Source organism: Paraburkholderia sp. 2C, assembly GCF_054589215.1.
Genome location: NZ_BAAILL010000068.1, coordinates 54,264 through 72,034, shown reverse-complemented (window position 1 = coordinate 72,034; position 17,771 = coordinate 54,264). Strand labels below are relative to the sequence as shown.

The window sequence follows — 17,771 nt, the reverse complement described above, 5'->3', positions numbered from 1 at the left end:
TTGCAAGCATGACGGTATGCGCTCGAGGGCGACGATGGACTGTATCTTCTGCCGCGAAGACGGCGGCGACATTTTGTGGAAGGACGACACCTTGCGTGTCGTCCTGGCCGACGAGCAGGATTACCCCGGCTTCTGCCGTGTTATCTGGAACCGGCATGTGGCCGAGTTCTCCGACCTGGCCGACGCGGAGCGCGACCGTGTGATGCGCGCCGTGAACGCCGTGGAACGCGCGATGCGGCGCGTCATGAAGCCGGTCAAGATCAACCTGGCGAGCCTCGGCAACCAGGTGCCGCATGTGCACTGGCATGTGATTCCGCGCTTTTCCAACGACGCGCATTTTCCGCTGCCGATCTGGGCGCCGCGTCAGCGGACCGTGTCGGAGGCCATGCTGTCGCAGCGCCGCGCGCAGGCTACGTTGCTGCGCGACGCGGTGCGCAGCGAAATCGAACAGGCTCTCGCGTGAGGTAACCATGAGCGGATTGACTCCCGACACCCCGGTGCCGACCGGCGTCGTCGTGCACGCGGTGTCGCGCGTGCTGGAACTGCAATATGCAAACGGCGTGTCGTATCGCGTGCCGTTCGAGCTGCTGCGCGTGTACTCGCCGTCGGCGGAAGTGCGCGGCCACGGGCCCGGCCAGGAGACGCTGCAAACGGGCAAGCGCGACGTGATGATCACGGCGCTCGAAGGCGTCGGCAACTATGCGTTGCAGCCCACGTTCTCGGACGGCCATTCGACGGGCATCTATTCGTGGGATCTGCTGTGGGATCTCGCGACGTGCCAGGACGAACGGTGGCGCGAATATCTCGATACACTCGCGGCCGCCGGCGTCGACCGTGACGCGCCGATGGCCGCCGCGCCCGCGGGCGGCCACGGCCACGGGCATTGTCACTAATACTGACACTGACACGGGCTGATACCATTCGCCCGGCCGCCGCTGCGATGCGGCGCAACAATCGTCAAAAAACGCGAGGACAAGCGCGATGAGCAAAACCCACTTCGGCTATCAGACGGTCGACGAACAGGACAAAGCGGCGAAGGTGGCGGGCGTGTTCCACTCGGTCGCCTCGAACTATGACCTGATGAACGACCTGATGTCCGGCGGGCTGCACCGCGCCTGGAAGGCGTTCACGATCTCGCAGGCGAATGTGCGGCCGGGCTTCAAGGTGCTCGATATCGCGGGCGGCACCGGCGATCTGTCGAAGGCTTTCGCGAAGCAGGCCGGCCCGACCGGCGAGGTCTGGCATACCGACATCAACGAATCGATGCTGCGCGTGGGCCGCGACCGGCTGCTCGATAAAGGTGTCGTCACGCCCGCGCTGCTTTGCGACGCGGAAAAAATCCCGTTTCCGGACAACTACTTCGACGTGGTCACGGTGGCCTTCGGCTTGCGCAACATGACGCACAAGGAGGCCGCGCTCGCGGAGATGCGCCGCGTGCTGAAGCCGGGCGGGCGTGTGCTCGTGCTCGAGTTTTCCAAAGTGTGGGACCCGCTGAAGAAGGCTTACGACCTATATTCATTCAAGGTGCTGCCGTGGCTTGGCGATCGTTTCGCCAAAGACGCGGAAAGTTATCGCTACCTTGCCGAATCGATCCGGATGCACCCGGACCAGGAAACTTTAAAAGCGATGATGGAACAAGCGGGCATTGACGGCGTCAAATATTACAATCTGTCAGCTGGCGTGGTAGCCTTGCACACCGGGACAAAGTATTAGCGTCCCTAACCGCTCGTTTTTAAAAGGAATTGTCAGAAATGTCCGAATCGAAGCTGTTGTATAATCGTAAGGTTTCGCGGCCTTGGGCGCGCAGAATCGGGCTGCTGGCAATGGTCGGATTGCTCACCGTCGGCACGCTCGCGTCGCTCGATGCCGAGGCGAAGCGGATGGGCGGCGGGCGCAGTTTCGGCCGGCAATCAAACGACTCGTCGATGATGCAGCGGCAAACCACGCCGCCGCCGTCTCAACAGCCGGGGCAGGGGCAGAACGCGCAGATGCAGCGCGCGCAGCCGGCGCCGGCGCCTACTCCCGCACCGCAGCCTAACCGCTCGCGCTGGCTCGGTCCGATCGCGGGCCTCGCGGCCGGTCTCGGCATCGCGGCGTTGCTGTCGCACTTCGGTCTCGGCGAAGCGTTTGCCGGCGCAATGGCTAACTTCATCGTCATCGCGCTCATTGCGATCGTGGCGATCTGGCTAATCCGCAAGTTTCTCGGCCGCAAGCGCGATGCAAACGCGCCGGCTTATGCGGGCGGTTCGCCCACGCTCAACGCGGGCGGCACCGGCTACTCGCAGGAGCCGCGCTATACGGCGCCGCCGAGCGGGCAGTATCTTGAACCGCAAGGTAATCCGCTGAGCACGCCGCGCGTCGAGGCGGCGCCGTCGGTGCCGGCGAACTTCGACACGGACGCGTTCCTGCGTAACGCGAAGGTCTACTTCGTGCGTCTGCAGGAAGCCTGGGACGCGGGCAATATGGCCGACATCCGCGAGTTCACCACGCCTGAAATGTTCGCGGAAGTGAAGATCGACCTCGACTCGCGCGGTTCCGAGCGCAACCAGACCGACGTCGTGCAATTGAACGCGGAACTGCTCGGCGTCGAAGACCGCGCCGAGGAATATCTCGCGAGCGTGCGCTTCTCGGGGCTGATTCGCGAGACGGTCGGCGGCGCGGCTGAGCCGTTCGTCGAAATCTGGAACCTGTCGAAGTCGACGAAGACCGGCGAAGGCTGGCTGCTCGCCGGCATCCAGCAGGTCACGCATCACTGAGCCGTGGCCGGTTCCCTGCAATGATAGCGAGCGGGCCGCGGTGGCTTCGGCCAACGCGGCCCGAGTCAACAAATAGGCCGTTCGGCTGAAGCGGCTGGAAAGGGAACGGACGTTACAATAGGAACCCGCGCAGGCAAGCCGCCTGCGCGGGTTTTTTCATTCCAACACGATGACCCTAGCCGCCAAGCCCTTCGCTGCTGCCGTCAACCATCTGCTCGCCCGCGAATCGTGGGCTCGCGAGCGCCTCGCTCCCTATGCCGGGAAGATTGCCCGGCTATTGTGCGTTCCTGTGGAAATGATCCTGCTCGTGCAGCCGGACGGCTATGTGGCCGCCGTCGACGAAAGCGCGGCGCCCCAGGTCGATGTCACGGTGTCGGTGCCTGCCGATGCGCTGCCCGTGTTTCTGCAAGGCGGTCAGGCCGCTGTGATGAAGCATGTGAAGATCGAAGGCGACGCGGAGTTCGCCACCTTGATCGCGAAGCTCGCCGAGCATCTGCGCTGGGAACCCGAAGAGGATCTCGCGCGGCTGATCGGCGACGGACCCGCGTGGCGGGTCGCGTCGCTCGCGCGCTCGGCAAGCGAGCAGGCGCTCCGTACCGGGCGCAACCTGCTCGACTCGGTCGCCGAATACCTGCTCGATGAAGACCCGCAGCTCGTGCGGCGCAGTGCGCTCGACGGCTTCAACGCCGAACTCGCGCGCGCCCGCGATGCGCTTGCGCGCGTCGAAAAACGCATCGAGCGTCTCGAACAGAAGGTCGAAGCCCGCGGCAATGCCGCACCGGGCGCCGCCGCCAATACGCGCGGCACGCGCTAGTCACCGGGCTCAACCATGCGTTTTCTGCGCTTTCTCAAGATCTTCTTTACCGTCATACGCTTCGGACTCGACGAGATGATGCTGAGCCGCATCAACGATCGTCGCGTGCGACTGTTGCTGCGCGTAACGACCATCGGCCGCAAGTTCGACGACCCGCCCGGGCTGCGGCTGCGGCTTGCGCTCGAAAGCCTTGGACCGATTTTCGTGAAGTTCGGCCAGGTGCTGTCGACGCGCCGCGATCTGCTGCGCCCCGACATCGCCAACGAACTCGCGAAGCTGCAGGACCAGGTGCCGCCGTTCGACTCCGATGTCGCGATCTCGATCATCGAGCGGTCGCTCGGCGCGCCGGTCAATGTGCTGTTCGACGACTTCGAGCGCGTGCCGGTCGCGAGCGCGTCGATCGCGCAGGTGCACTTCGCCACCGTGAAGGCTGGCCAGCACGCGGGCAAGTCGGTGGCGATCAAGGTGCTGCGGCCGAACATGCTGCCCGTGATCGATTCGGACCTCGCGCTGCTGCGCGACATCGCCGTGTGGGCGGAGCGGCTGTGGGCCGACGGCAAGCGCCTGAAGCCTCGCGAAGTGGTGGCCGAGTTCGACAAATATCTGCACGACGAACTCGACCTGATGCGCGAGGCCGCGAACGGCAGCCAGCTGCGGCGTAACTTCGCGGGCCTCGACCTGCTGCTCGTGCCGGAAATGTACTGGGAGTTCTGCACGCCCAATGTGCTCGTGATGGAGCGCATGGTCGGCGTGCCGATCAGCCAGGTCGAGACGTTGCGCGCGGCGGGCGTCGATATTCCGAAGCTCGCGCGCGAAGGTGTCGAGATTTTTTTCACGCAGGTGTTTCGCGACGGCTTCTTTCACGCGGACATGCATCCGGGCAATATCCAGGTGAGCCTCGACCCCGCTCACTTCGGGCGCTATATCGCGCTCGACTTCGGCATCGTCGGCGCGCTGTCGGACTTCGACAAGAACTACCTCGCGCAGAACTTCCTCGCGTTCTTCAAGCGCGATTATCACCGCGTCGCGACGCTGCACCTCGAGTCGGGCTGGGTGCCGCCGAACACGCGCGTCGAGGAACTCGAAAGCGCGATCCGCGCGGTCTGCGAGCCGTACTTCGACCGCGCGCTGAAAGACATATCGCTTGGCCAGGTGCTGATGCGGCTTTTCTCGACGTCGCGGCGCTTTAACGTCGAGATCCAGCCGCAGCTCGTGCTGCTGCAGAAGACGATGCTCAATGTCGAAGGCCTCGGCCGTTCGCTCGACCCCGAGCTCGACCTGTGGAAGACGGCGAAGCCGTATCTCGAACGCTGGATGAACGAGCAGATCGGTTTGCGAGGGTGGTACGAGCGGCTCAAGATCGAGGCGCCGCAGTGGAGCAAGACGCTGCCGCAATTGCCGCGCCTTGTGCACCAGGCGCTTGCGCATCGGCATGACCCGCAGCAGCGCGGCATCAACGACGAAACGATTCGCCAGATTCTGCTCGAACAGAAACGCACGAACCGGTTGCTGCAAGGGCTGTTGATGTTCGGCGTCGCGGTCGGCGTCGGCGCCGTGCTCGCGCGTGCGTGGATCGCGCTCGCGTATGGCGGCTGAGCGGGCGGTACGCGGCAACAGCACTTGATTCCGCTGCCCGCCGCCCCCATTTGGCGGCAAGGTAACGTGGTACTTCGCATGGTGCCCGGCGCGGTACTCCGCGCGGTACGTCGTGCCGTGCGCCGAAGCGTTGCGCTCAAAGCTCGCTTCGGTGCGCTCCTTCAACGGCGCGCGCTTGCATTCATCGCGCCGGCCGACGCCCGATTTCGGGGGAGTTCAGACCGTTTGCGGCTATAATTCAAGGCTTTGCAAGCGCTTCCAAGATTTCTGTAGGGACAAGGTCATGCCGATCTACGCTTATCGCTGCGAGTCGTGCGGCTTCGGGAAAGACGTGCTTCAGAAGCTGAGCGACGCTCCGTTGACACAATGCCCGCAATGCGGGGCCGATACATTCCGCAAGCAGGTCACTGCCGCCGGTTTTCAATTGAAAGGCTCGGGCTGGTATGTGACGGATTTCCGCGGCGGTAATGCGTCTAACGGGTCCGGTAACGGTTCGAATGCATCCGGCAAGAACGGCGATGGCGAAGGCAGCAGTGCCGGCGGATCGTCCGAAGGCGGCAAGTCCGGTTCGTCCGACAGCGCCGCGGCCGCGTCCTCGAAGCCGGCCGCAACGCCGGCCGGCGGATCGAACGGCGGGTCGGGGTCCTCGACCGGTTCGGCGACCGGGTCTGGAACCGGGTCGTCCACATCGGGCAGCGCAAGCAGCAGTTAAGCAATACCCAAGCGGTCTTGCTGCCCGAACGGGTGGCGGCCACGCCGCGCGAGGCAACGTCCGCGCGGATTTCTGGCGAAGCCAATGACGACGAAAAAGACGACGCTCAAATCGGTATTCCTGACCGGCCTGCTGGTGCTGGTGCCTCTTGCCATCACGCTGTGGGTGCTCGGTCTCATCATCGGAACGATGGATCAGACGCTGTTGCTGTTGCCGCAGGCATGGCGTCCCGAAAATCTGTTCGGTTTCCGTCTGCCGGGTCTCGGCGCGGTGCTGACGCTCGCTTTCATCTTCGTCGTCGGGTTATTGACGCAGAACTTCGTTGGGCAGAAGCTCGTCAGCTGGTGGGAACTGATCGTCGCGCGTATCCCTGTGGTCGGTCCGCTTTACACGAGCGTGAAACAGGTGTCGGACACGCTGCTGTCTTCAAGCGGCAATGCATTCCGCAAGGCGCTGCTGATCGAATACCCGCGCCGCGGTTCGTACACGATCGCATTCCTGACTGGCATTCCCGGCGGCGATGTGGTCAATCACCTGAAGGAAGATTTCGTGAGCGTCTATGTGCCGACCACGCCGAACCCCACTTCGGGTTTCTTCCTGATGGTGCCGAAGAGCGAAGTGATCGAACTCGACATGACGGTCGACGCGGCGCTCAAGTACATCGTTTCGATGGGCGTCGTCGCGCCGGCTGCGCCGCAGCCGGTCACGCCGGCGCGCCGCACGCCCGTCGAGCCACCCATGTAATGCCGGTGCGCGGCGCTCAAGACGGCGCGCACCGTTTACCCACGCAAAACGAAAGACAAACATCATGTCGATGAGATCTGAATACTGCGGTCTGGTGACCGAACACCTGCTCGGCCAAAGCGTGTCGCTGTGCGGCTGGGTGCAACGGCGCCGCGACCATGGCGGCGTCATCTTCATCGACCTGCGCGACCGGGAAGGCCTCGTTCAGGTCGTGTGCGACCCCGACCGCGCCGAGATGTTCAAGACCGCCGAAGGCGTGCGCAACGAGTTTTGCGTGCAGATCAAGGGCCTCGTGCGCAACCGCCCGGAAGGCACGACGAACGCGGGCCTGAAGAGCGGCAAGATCGAGGTGCTGTGCCACGAGCTGATCGTGCTCAACGCATCGGTCACGCCGCCGTTCCAGCTCGACGACGACAACCTCTCCGAAACCACGCGCCTCACGCACCGCGTGCTCGACCTGCGCCGCCCGCAGATGCAGCACAACCTGCGCTTGCGCTATCGCGTCGCGATGGAAGTGCGCAAGTATCTCGACGCGCAGGGCTTCATCGATATCGAAACGCCGATGCTCACGAAGAGCACGCCCGAGGGCGCGCGCGACTACCTCGTGCCGTCGCGCGTGAACGCGGGCCAGTTCTTCGCGTTGCCGCAATCGCCGCAGCTTTTCAAGCAGCTGCTGATGGTCGCGAACTTCGACCGCTACTACCAGATCACGAAGTGCTTCCGCGACGAAGACCTGCGGGCTGACCGTCAGCCGGAATTCACGCAGATCGACTGCGAAACGTCGTTCCTGCGCGAGCAGGAAATTCGCGACCTGTTCGAAGCGATGATTCGCCACGTGTTCAAGGAAACGATCGGCGTGACGCTGCCCGATCCGTTCCCGGTCATGCAGTACTTGGAAGCGATGCGCCGCTTCGGCTCGGACAAGCCGGATCTGCGCGTGAAGCTCGAATTCACCGATCTCACGGATGCCGTGAAGGACGTCGAATTCAAGGTGTTCAGCGCGCCGGCCAACACGAAGGACGGCCGCGTCGCGGCGCTGCGCGTGCCCAAGGGCGGCGAACTCTCGCGCGGCGATATCGACAGTTACACCGAGTTCGTGCGCATCTACGGCGCGAAGGGCCTCGCGTGGATCAAGGTCAACGAAGTCGCGAAGGGCCGTGACGGTCTGCAAAGCCCGATCGTCAAGAACCTGCACGATGCGGCAGTGGCGGCGATCATCGAGCGCACGGGCGCGCAGGACGGCGACATCATCTTCTTCGCGGCCGATCGCGCGAAGGTCGTCAACGATAGCCTGGGTGCGCTGCGCCTGAAGATCGGCCACTCCGAGTTCGGCAAGGCGAATGGCCTCGTCGAGTCGGGCTGGAAGCCGCTGTGGGTGATCGACTTCCCGATGTTCGAGTACGACGAGGAAGAGAACCGCTACGTCGCCGCGCACCATCCGTTCACGAGCCCGAAGGACGAGCACCTCGAGTTTCTCGAAACGGACCCGGGCCGCTGCCTCGCGAAGGCGTACGACATGGTGCTGAACGGCTGGGAAATCGGCGGCGGCTCGGTGCGTATCTATCAGGAAGACGTGCAGAGCAAGGTGTTCCGCGCGCTGAAGATCAACGCGGAAGAAGCGCGTCTGAAGTTCGGCTTCCTGCTCGACGCGCTGCAGTACGGCGCGCCGCCGCACGGTGGTATTGCCTTCGGCCTCGACCGTATCGTCACGATGATGGCCGGCGCCGACTCGATTCGCGACGTGATCGCCTTCCCGAAGACGCAGCGCGCGCAAGATCTGCTCACGCAGGCGCCGAGCGAAGTCGACGAACGGCAACTGCGCGAGCTGCATATCCGTCTGCGGCAAGCGGAGCAGAAGGCGCCGCAATAAGCGCAGCGCCGACCCGCATAGTGGCCCCGAAGCCACGCACGAAAAAGGCGCTCGATAGCGCCTTTTTCGCTTTTTGCGTTACATTCGCGGTGAAGCCTGCTTGCCATTGCAGATCGATCGACCTGCGTCGCCGACGCGTTACGACTGACGACCCATGCCGAAACCGCCGAAGATTCCCGAATCCGTGCTTGTCGTGATCCATACGCCCGAGCTCGACGTGCTGTTGATCGAGCGGGCCGATCGTCCCGCGCTGTGGCAGTCGGTGACCGGTGCGCGCAACCATCTCGACGAGCCGTTCGCGGAAACGGCCGCACGCGAAGTAGGCGAGGAGACCGGCATTGTCGTCGGCTCCAGCGAGGTGCCGCGCGAGGCGCTTATCGACTGGCATCACCATATCCAGTTCGAGATTTTCCGCGAGTGGCGGCATCGCTACGCCGAAGGCGTGACGGTCAACACGGAGCACTGGTTCAGCCTGCAAGTGCCGCGCCGCCTCGAAGTGACGCTCGCGCCGCGCGAGCACACCGCGCATATCTGGCTGCCGTACCAGGACGCGGCGAAGCAATGTTTCTCGTGGTCGAACCGTGACGCGATCCTGCAACTGCCCGAGCGCGTACGCCGACTGAACACGGGGCGCGGCGCATGAGCGGCGGCCACCGCCGTCTCGCCCACTTTGGACAGACGCTGCTCGGCCGGCGCTATCTGTCGCGTTATCGTTTCACGACCGGCAACGACGTGCGGCTCTTCACGTCCGGCAACCAGTATTTCGCTGCGCTGATCGAACGCATCGACGCGGCGACGCATATCGTCACGCTCGAAACCTACATCTTTGCCGACGACGACGCGGGCCGCGACGTTTCCGCAGCTCTCCTGCGCGCGGCGAAACGCGGCGTCTGCGTGCGCGTGATCACCGACGGCATCGGCACCGCGCGCCTGCCGATGTTCCACGACTGGATCGCGGCCGGCATCGAGCATCGCATCTACAACCCGCATCTGTTTGGCCGCTTCGGCTTCTCGCGCACGCACCGCAAGCTTGCGGTGGTCGACGACACCTACGCGTACTGCGGCGGCATCAATATCGTCGACGACTACGACCAGAACGGTACGCAGCTGCCTTTTCCGCGCTGGGATTTCGCGGTCGAACTGCGCGGCCCGGTCGTCGCCGACGTGCGCGTCGCGTTCGATCTGCAGTGGCGGCGCATCCGCATCGGTCACCGCCCGAAACCGTCGCCCGACACCGACGGCGCGGCCAATGCGCAGGCGGTCACCGACCAGTTCGTGCGGGCGCGCCGCCGCATCCGCACGGGCGACGTCCGCGCGGCGGCCGAGCCGTCGGTCGCGTTCGTCGCGCGCGACAATATCGTGAACCGCCGCGCGATCGAAAAGGCGTATCTGACCGCGATCGGCCAGGCGCGCGACGAAGTGCTGCTCGCGAACCCGTATTTCATGCCGGGCCGGAAGCTGCGGCGCGCGCTGATCTATGCCGCCGAGCGCGGGGTCGACGTGCGGCTCGTGGTCGGCAGAAAGGAGTTCGCCATACTCGACTATGCGGTGCCGTTCCTTTACCGCTCGCTGCTGCGCGCCGGCGTGAAGATCGCCGAATACGAGAAGACCATGCTGCACGGGAAGGTGGCCGTGGTCGACTCCAACTGGGGCACCGTCGGTTCGTCGAACCTCGACGCGCTGAGCCTCATGCTCAACAACGAGGCCAACGTCGTGCTCGTGCTGCATCAACAGCTCGACCAGCTACGCGGCGCGATTCTCGCCGCGTTTGCGGAATCGCGCGGCATCGACGTGGCGCATTACGAAGCGCGGCCGTTGTCGGAACAATTCGTCAACTGGTTCGCGTATCAGGGCTACCGGGCCCTGATGAAGCTGCTCACCGTCGGCGGATACGACTAGCCGCCGGATCTCACCCGCAAGCGATGCCGGAAAACAACCAAAAATGCAGACAAATAACTCTAAAAAATTGGCATCACGCTCCAAACGGATGACGCAAAATTGAAAACCTGGTTAGAAACCCGTTTCTAATAAATTCCTTGTTTCGCGGACGACTGCAAACAATAATAGTACGTCCGTTCGATTTTTGTTTCATCCCATCAGACGGTAATAGCTATGCGAAAAGGCGAACAGACGCGAGCCGCCATTCTCGATGCGGCGCTGGATCTCGCAAGCCGTGACGGCCTCGAGGGTCTGACGATCGGCTTGCTGGCCGAGCGCATGCAGATGAGCAAGAGTGGCGTGTTCGCGCATTTCGGGTCGCGCGAAGATTTGCAGGTCGAAGTGGTGCGCGAATATCACCGCCGCTTCGAGGACGAGGTGTTCTTCCCGAGCCTGCGCGAGCCGCGCGGTCTGCCGCGTTTGCGCTCGATGATCTCGCGCTGGATCGAGAAGCGCATCCAGGAAGTCACGACCGGCTGCATCTATATCAGCGGCGCGGTCGAATATGACGACCGGCCCGACAACCCGGTGCGCGAGCAACTGGTCTCGAGCGTGACGATGTGGCGGGCGGCGCTCACGCGCGCCATTTCGCAGGCGATCGACGAAGGGCATCTGCGCGCGGAGACCGATCCGCAGCTGATGCTGTTCGAACTGTATAGCTTTACCTTGGGTCTGCATCATGACGCGCGCTTTCTGCATCTGCCCGATGCCGTGCGTCTGACGTGGGCCGCGCTGGAAAAACTGATCGTTTCGTATCAAAGCGAGGGTGCAAGCCGTTAGCGGCCTGCAAGGTTGCAGCGCCGGCAGCGCCCTCGGGCCAACCATCTGCATCGGAGACACACATGGGACAGTACGCCGCGCCGTTGCGCGACATGCAATTCGTGCTGCACGAGCTGCTGAACGTCGAAGACGAAGTCAGGCAGATGCCGAAGCATGCGGAGCTCGATGCCGACACGATCAACCAGGTGCTCGAAGAAGCCGGCAAATTCTGCTCCGAAGTGTTGTTCCCGCTGAACCAGAGCGGCGACAAGGAAGGCTGCACCTATGCGGGCGACGGCGTCGTCACCACGCCGGCGGGGTTCAGGCAGGCCTATCGGCAATACGTCGAAGCGGGCTGGCCCGCGCTCGCGTGCGACCCGGATTATGGCGGCCAGGGGCTGCCCGCATTCGTCAACAACGCGCTCTACGAAATGCTGAACTCGGCGAACCAGGCATGGGCGATGTATCCGGGCCTGTCGCACGGCGCCTACGAATGTCTGCATGCGCACGGCACGCCGGAGCTGCAGCAAACCTATCTGCCGAAGCTCGTGTCGGGCGTGTGGACCGGCACGATGTGTCTGACCGAGGCGCACTGCGGCACCGATCTCGGCATCCTGCGTACCAAAGCCGAGCCGAACAGCGACGGTTCGTATGCGATCACCGGCACGAAAATCTTTATCTCGAGCGGCGAGCACGACATCGCCGAAAACATCGTGCATCTCGTGCTTGCGCGGTTGCCCGATGCGCCGATGGGCACAAAAGGCATTTCGCTCTTTGTCGTGCCGAAATTTTTGCCGGACGAAGCGGGCGAGCCCGGCGAGCGCAATGCGGTCAAATGCGGCTCGATCGAGCACAAGATGGGCATTCACGCGAATGCAACCTGCGTGATCAATTTCGACAATGCGAAGGGCTGGCTCGTCGGCGAGCCGAATAAAGGCCTGAACGCGATGTTCGTGATGATGAATGCGGCACGCCTGGGCGTCGGCATGCAAAGTCTCGGGCTCACGGAAGTTGCGTACCAGAACGCGCGCGTCTACGCGAAAGACCGTCTGCAGATGCGCGCGCTGAGCGGCCCGAAAGCGCCTGAAAAAGCGGCCGACCCGATCATCGTGCATCCGGACGTGCGCCGCATGCTGCTGACGCAAAAGGCCTACGCCGAAGGCGCGCGCGCATTCTCGTACTGGGCCGCGCTGCAAATCGACAAGGAACTGTCGCACAGCGATGCCACAGTACGGGCTGAGGCCGCGGATCTGGTCGCGCTGCTGACGCCGATCCTGAAGGCGTTCCTGTCCGACAACGCGTTCGAGGGCACCAATCTTGCGCTGCAGGTGTACGGCGGTCATGGTTTCATTGCCGAGTGGGGCATGGAGCAGTACGTGCGCGACTCACGCATCAACATGATTTACGAAGGCACGAACGCGATCCAGTCGCTCGATCTGCTCGGCCGCAAGGTGTTGGGCGACATGGGCGCGAAGCTGAAGAAGTTCGGCAAGCTCGTCACCGACTTGATCGACGAAGAAGGCGTGAAGCCCGAGATGCAGGAATTCGTCAATCCGCTCGCCGATATCGCGGACAAGGTGCAGAAGCTGACCATGGAGATCGGCATGAAGGCGATGCAGAACCCCGACGAGGTCGGCGCGGCGGCGGTGCCGTATCTGCGCACGGTCGGGCATCTGGTGTTCGCGTATTTCTGGGCGCGCATGGCACGCATCGCGTTGGACAAGCAAGCGTCGGGCGATCCGTTCTACAAGGCGAAGCTTGCCACCGCGCGCTTTTACTTCGCGAAGCTGCTGCCCGAGACGGCGTCGACGATCCGCGCGGCGCGCGCGGGCGCGAAGACGCTGATGGAAATCGACGAAGCGATGTTCTGACCGCTTGTCCGAACGCTTTCAGGATTCGCGCGCGAGACGCATCGCACGCAACCGAATCGCGCGACAGCCGCGTCGCCTGTCCGGCACGGCCTGTCCACGCAACATGGCATGACTCTCCGGAGAAACGACGTGAGCAATCTGATCATTCGCAAGGTGGCCGTGCTCGGCGCCGGCGTGATGGGCGCGCAGATCGCCGCGCACCTCGTGAACGCGAAGGTGCCGGTGCTGCTATTCGATCTGCCGGCCCGCGAAGGCGCGAAGAACGGCATCGTGCTGAAGGCGATCGAGAACCTGAAGAAGCTGTCGCCGGCGCCGTTCGGCGTGAAAGACGATGCGCAGTTCATCGAGCCGGCGAACTACGACGACGACATCGACAAGCTCGCTGAATGCGACGTTGTGATCGAAGCGATTGCCGAGCGCATGGACTGGAAGCACGACCTGTACAAGAAAGTGTCGCCGCATATCGCGCCGCATGCGATCTTCGCGTCGAATACGTCGGGTCTCTCGATCACCGAACTCTCGCAAGGCTTTTCCGACGAACTGAAAGCGCGCTTTTGCGGCGTGCACTTCTTCAATCCGCCGCGCTACATGCATCTGGTCGAGCTGATTCCGACCGCGCACACGCGGCCCGAGATTCTCGATCAGCTGGAAACGCTGCTGACGAGCGTGGTCGGCAAAGGCGTCGTGCGCGCGAAAGACACGCCGAACTTCATCGCGAACCGCGTCGGCATCTTCTCGATTCTCGCGACGATCGCGGAGGCCGCGAAATTCGGCCTGCGCTACGACGAAGTCGACGATCTGACCGGCAGCCGCCTCGGCCGCGCGAAGTCGGCCACGTTCCGCACAGCGGACGTGGTCGGCCTCGACACGATGGCGCACGTGATCGAAACGATGCAGGACCATCTCGCCGGCGATCCGTTCTTTCCGGTCTACGAAACGCCTGCGGTGCTCGCCGGGCTTGTGAAGAACGGCGCGCTCGGCCAGAAAACCGGCGCGGGCTTCTATCGGAAGGACGGCAAGGCGATCAAGGTGCTCGATCCGCAGGCGGGCGACTACGTCGAAAGCGGCGCGAAGGCCGACGAACTGATCGGCCGTATCCTGAAGCGGCCGCCCGCCGAGCGCCTGAAGCTGCTGCGCGAATCGGACCACAAGCAGGCGCAGTTTCTGTGGGCGATCTTCCGCGACGTATTCCACTACATCGCCGTGCATCTCGAATCGATTGCCGATAACGCGCGCGATCTCGACTTCGCAGTGCGCTGGGGCTTTGGCTGGAACGAAGGGCCGTTCGAAGCCTGGCAGACGGCCGGCTGGAAGCAGGTCGCCGAATGGGTGCGCGACGATATCGCGGCCGGCAAGACGCTCTCGGATGCGCCGCTGCCCGCGTGGGTGTTCGAAGGCGCGGTGGCGGAAAAGGGCGGCGTGCATACGGCCGAAGGTTCGTGGTCGCCGGCGGCGAAGCGCTTCGTGCCGCGCTCGTCGCTGCCCGTGTACGACAAGCAGGTATTTCGCGCGCCGCTCGCGGGCGAGTCTGGCAATGAGGCGGCTCGCGATCCGGCCACCTACGGCAAGACGCTGTTCGAAACCGACGGCGTGCGCGCATGGGTCGACGATCGCCCGGGCGAAGACGACATCGTCATCGTGTCGTATAAGAGCAAGATGAACACGATGGGCCCGGCTGTGCTCGACAGCATCGTGCAGGCCATCGAGCTTGCCGAGAAGGATTACAAGGGCGTCGTGATCTGGCAACCGACGTCGCTGAAGCTCGGCACGCCGGGCGGTCCGTTCTCCGCCGGCGCGAATCTCGAAGAGGCGTTGCCCGCGTTCATGAAGGGCGGCGCGAAAGGCATCGAGCCGTTCGTGAAGAAATTCCAGCAGACCATGCTGCGCATCAAATACGCGAACGTGCCAGTGATCCCGGCGGTCTCCGGCATCGCGCTCGGCGGCGGCTGCGAGTTGATGCTGCAAAGCGCGAAGCGCGTGGCGCACATCGAAAGCTATATCGGTCTGGTCGAATTCGGCGTCGGGTTGCTGCCCGCGGGCGGCGGCCTGAAAGAGGCCGCATTGCGTGCGGCCGAAGCGGCGAGTCTGGTCGGCGCGAGCGGCAGCGATCTGCTGAAGTTCCTGCAAAAGCCGTATGAATACGCGGCGACCGCGAAGGTCTCGGGCTCCGCGCTCGAAGCGCGCGCGATGGGCTATCTGAAGCCGACCGACACGATCGTCTTCAACGTGTTCGAACTGCTCGACGTCGCGAAGAAGGAAGCGCGCGCAATGTCGGCGGCCGGTTATCGGCCGCCGCTGCGCGTGACGCAGGTGCCGGTCGCCGGCCGCTCGGCGATCTCGACGATCAAGGCGCAACTCGTCAATCTGCGCGACGGCCGCTTTATCAGCGAGCACGATTATCTGATCGCGAGCCGCATCGCCGAAACGATTTGCGGCGGCGACGTCGAAGCGGGCAGCCTCGTCGACGAGGAGTGGCTGCTCACGCTCGAGCGCCGCGCGTTCGTCGAACTGCTCGGCACGCAGAAAACGCAGGAACGGATCATGGGCATGCTGCAAACCGGCAAGCCGGTGCGCAACTAGGCGGCGGACCAAGGAGCGAACAATGAGCACGAGCAACAGGCAATTGCAGGACGCATATATCGTCGCCGCGGCGCGCACGCCGATCGGCAAGGCGCCGCGCGGCGTCTTCAAGAACACGCGCCCCGACGAGCTGATGGTGCACGCGATCCGCGCGGCGGTCGCGCAGGTACCGGGGCTCGATACGGGCGTGATCGAAGACGCGATCGTCGGCTGCGCAATTCCCGAGGCGGAGCAAGGGCTCAACGTCGCGCGCATGTCGGCGCTGCTGTCGGGCTTGCCGAATACGGTCGGCGGCGTGACGGTGAACCGCTTCTGCGCGTCGGGCCTCACCGCGCTCGCGATGGCCGCGGACCGCATTCGCGTCGGCGAGTCGGACGCGATGATCGCGGGCGGCTGCGAGTCGATGACGATGGTGCCGATGATGGGCAACAAGCCGTCGCTGTCGCCGCATATCTTCGATCGCGGCGAGGATGTCGGTATCGCTTATGGCATGGGCCTCACGGCCGAGCGGGTCGCGGAACGCTGGAAAGTGAGCCGCGAAGCGCAGGACCAGTTCGCGCTGCAGTCGCATCAGCGCGCGCTGGCGGGGCAGCAGGCGGGCGAGTTCAAGGACGAGATCGCGCCGTACACGATTGTCGAGCGCTTCCCCGATCTCGCAACCGGTGAGGTGCGCGTCAAGACGCGCGAAGTGTCGCTCGACGAAGGCCCGCGCCCCGATACCTCGCTCGAAGGGCTCGCGAAGCTGCGTCCCGTGTTCGCGAACAAGGGCTGCGTGACGGCCGGCAACAGCTCGCAAACATCTGATGGCGCGGGCGCGTTAATCGTCGTCTCCGAGAAGATGTTGAAGCAGTTCAACCTCACGCCGCTCGCGCGCTTCGTCAGCTTCGCGGTGCGCGGCGTGCCGCCGGAGATCATGGGCATCGGGCCGAAGGAAGCGATCCCGGCCGCGCTGAAGGCTGCGGGTCTCAAGCAGGACGATATCGACTGGATCGAGCTCAACGAAGCATTCGCCGCGCAGGCGCTTGCCGTGATCCAGGACCTCGGGCTCGATCCCGCGAAGGTGAACCCGATCGGCGGCGCGATTGCGCTCGGGCATCCGCTGGGCGCGACCGGCGCGATCCGCGCGTCGACGGTCGTGCATGCGCTGCATCGTCGCAAACTGAAGTACGGGATGGTGACAATGTGCGTCGGCACCGGGATGGGTGCGGCGGGGATTATCGAGCGGGTGTAGGTGGGTCGCGGCGGCATGCGAAGGCCGCCGTCGTTGTCACCGCAACGTGCCGTATCGCACCAGGAGTCAGCATGGACATTGAGATCGAACGCACCGGCAATCTAACGACCATCGCGATCAACCGCCCCGGCAGGAAGAACGCGCTGACGGCCGCGATGTACCAGACGATGGCGGACGCACTCGCCGACGCGCAATCCGACGACACCGTGCGCGCCATTCTGCTGCGCGGCAGCGCCGGCAACTTCTGCGCGGGCAACGATCTCGAGGACTTCCTAAAGACGCCGCCGGTCGGCGAGGACGCGCCCGTGTTCCGCTTCCTGCGCGCGATCAGTTCGGCCGAAAAGCCGATCGTCGCCGCGGTGGCGGGCGCGGCGGTCGGCATCGGCACGACCATGCTGCTGCACTGCGATCTCGTCTATGCCGCCGATACCGCGGCGTTTGCATTGCCGTTCACGCAGCTGGGGCTCTGTCCGGAAGCGTCGTCGTCATTGCTGCTGCAACGCGTCGCCGGCTATCAGGGCGCGGCCGAGAAGCTTCTGCTGGGCGAAGCGTTCGATGCCCACGAAGCGCTGCGGATGGGCTTTGTGAATCGGGTATTGCCGGCCGCGGACATCGACGCATTCGCGCTGCAGCAGGCACAGAAACTCGCTGCGCTGCCGCCTGCGTCGCTGCGCGTAACCAAGTCGCTCATGAAGCGCGCAAGCCAGCACGAGATACAAACGCAGATGACCGACGAGGCCGTGCACTTCGCGAAGATGCTGCTCGCACCGGCCGCGCGCGAGGCGTTCAACGCGTTCTTCGAAAAGCGCAAGCCGGATTTCCGCTCGGTGTCGTAGCGCCTTGTCGCGGGTGAGCGGCCGTGCTGGCACGCTGTGCTGCTCGCGCGCTACCGCCGCGGCC

The 17,771-nt window shown here is 64.1% G+C and carries 16 protein-coding genes; all 16 read left to right on the top strand.

Translation table 11 applies throughout. The annotated features are described in order from the left end of the window. Positions 1–34: 34 nt before the first annotated feature. The 16 genes from ACYPXD_RS31235 (at position 35) to ACYPXD_RS31160 (ending at position 17,707) form a co-directional block, all read left to right on the top strand. Positions 35–463: an HIT family protein gene (locus tag ACYPXD_RS31235; protein WP_459721173.1), complete on the top strand. Its 429-nt coding sequence runs from the start codon at positions 35–37 to the stop codon at positions 461–463. Positions 464–470: 7 nt separating this feature from the next. Beyond that, positions 471–893 (top strand): gamma-butyrobetaine hydroxylase family protein, encoded by a 423-nt coding sequence (locus tag ACYPXD_RS31230; RefSeq protein ID WP_459721170.1) that lies wholly within the window; start codon positions 471–473, stop codon positions 891–893. Positions 894–981: 88 nt separating this feature from the next. After that, positions 982–1,713, top strand: coding sequence for a bifunctional demethylmenaquinone methyltransferase/2-methoxy-6-polyprenyl-1,4-benzoquinol methylase UbiE (gene ubiE, locus ACYPXD_RS31225; protein ID WP_459721166.1), 732 nt, complete (start codon positions 982–984; stop codon positions 1,711–1,713). Between the two features lie 38 nt (positions 1,714–1,751). Next, positions 1,752–2,756, top strand: coding sequence for a Tim44 domain-containing protein (locus ACYPXD_RS31220; RefSeq protein ID WP_459721162.1), 1,005 nt, complete (start codon positions 1,752–1,754; stop codon positions 2,754–2,756). Positions 2,757–2,925: 169 nt separating this feature from the next. Further along, positions 2,926–3,570, top strand: coding sequence for a ubiquinone biosynthesis accessory factor UbiJ (locus tag ACYPXD_RS31215; RefSeq protein ID WP_459721159.1), 645 nt, complete (start codon positions 2,926–2,928; stop codon positions 3,568–3,570). A 15-nt stretch (positions 3,571–3,585) separates the two neighbouring features. Next, complete coding sequence (ubiB, locus tag ACYPXD_RS31210; RefSeq protein WP_459721156.1) at positions 3,586–5,166, top strand: ubiquinone biosynthesis regulatory protein kinase UbiB; 1,581 nt, start codon at positions 3,586–3,588, stop codon at positions 5,164–5,166. 283 nt (positions 5,167–5,449) lie between these two features. Then, positions 5,450–5,878 carry an FmdB family zinc ribbon protein gene (locus ACYPXD_RS31205; RefSeq protein WP_459721790.1) on the top strand — a complete coding sequence of 143 codons (429 nt, stop codon included), beginning with the start codon at positions 5,450–5,452 and terminating at the stop codon, positions 5,876–5,878. 84 nt (positions 5,879–5,962) lie between these two features. Beyond that, positions 5,963–6,622 (top strand): DUF502 domain-containing protein, encoded by a 660-nt coding sequence (locus ACYPXD_RS31200; RefSeq protein WP_459721153.1) that lies wholly within the window; start codon positions 5,963–5,965, stop codon positions 6,620–6,622. Positions 6,623–6,686: 64 nt separating this feature from the next. Then, positions 6,687–8,492 carry an aspartate--tRNA ligase gene (gene aspS, locus ACYPXD_RS31195; RefSeq protein WP_459721150.1) on the top strand — a complete coding sequence of 602 codons (1,806 nt, stop codon included), beginning with the start codon at positions 6,687–6,689 and terminating at the stop codon, positions 8,490–8,492. A 154-nt stretch (positions 8,493–8,646) separates the two neighbouring features. Beyond that, entirely contained in the window at positions 8,647–9,135 is a 489-nt protein-coding gene (nudB, locus tag ACYPXD_RS31190) for a dihydroneopterin triphosphate diphosphatase (protein WP_459721146.1), read from the top strand. Continuing rightward, on the top strand, positions 9,132–10,391 hold the full coding sequence (gene clsB / locus ACYPXD_RS31185; RefSeq protein ID WP_459721143.1) for a cardiolipin synthase ClsB: 1,260 nt from the start codon (positions 9,132–9,134) through the stop codon (positions 10,389–10,391). The genes nudB and clsB overlap by 4 nt, the downstream gene beginning before the upstream one ends. A 213-nt stretch (positions 10,392–10,604) precedes the next feature. Next, positions 10,605–11,210, top strand: a complete 606-nt coding sequence (locus ACYPXD_RS31180) for a TetR/AcrR family transcriptional regulator (RefSeq protein ID WP_459721140.1) — start codon at positions 10,605–10,607, stop codon at positions 11,208–11,210. Between the two features lie 62 nt (positions 11,211–11,272). Continuing rightward, on the top strand, positions 11,273–13,060 hold the full coding sequence (locus ACYPXD_RS31175; protein WP_459721137.1) for an acyl-CoA dehydrogenase C-terminal domain-containing protein: 1,788 nt from the start codon (positions 11,273–11,275) through the stop codon (positions 13,058–13,060). 129 nt (positions 13,061–13,189) lie between these two features. Then, positions 13,190–15,640 carry a 3-hydroxyacyl-CoA dehydrogenase/enoyl-CoA hydratase family protein gene (locus ACYPXD_RS31170; RefSeq protein ID WP_459721134.1) on the top strand — a complete coding sequence of 817 codons (2,451 nt, stop codon included), beginning with the start codon at positions 13,190–13,192 and terminating at the stop codon, positions 15,638–15,640. A 22-nt stretch (positions 15,641–15,662) separates the two neighbouring features. Further along, complete coding sequence (locus ACYPXD_RS31165; RefSeq protein WP_459721129.1) at positions 15,663–16,871, top strand: acetyl-CoA C-acyltransferase; 1,209 nt, start codon at positions 15,663–15,665, stop codon at positions 16,869–16,871. Between the two features lie 71 nt (positions 16,872–16,942). Further along, positions 16,943–17,707, top strand: a complete 765-nt coding sequence (locus tag ACYPXD_RS31160; protein ID WP_459721126.1) for an enoyl-CoA hydratase — start codon at positions 16,943–16,945, stop codon at positions 17,705–17,707. The last annotated feature ends 64 nt before the right edge of the window (positions 17,708–17,771 follow it).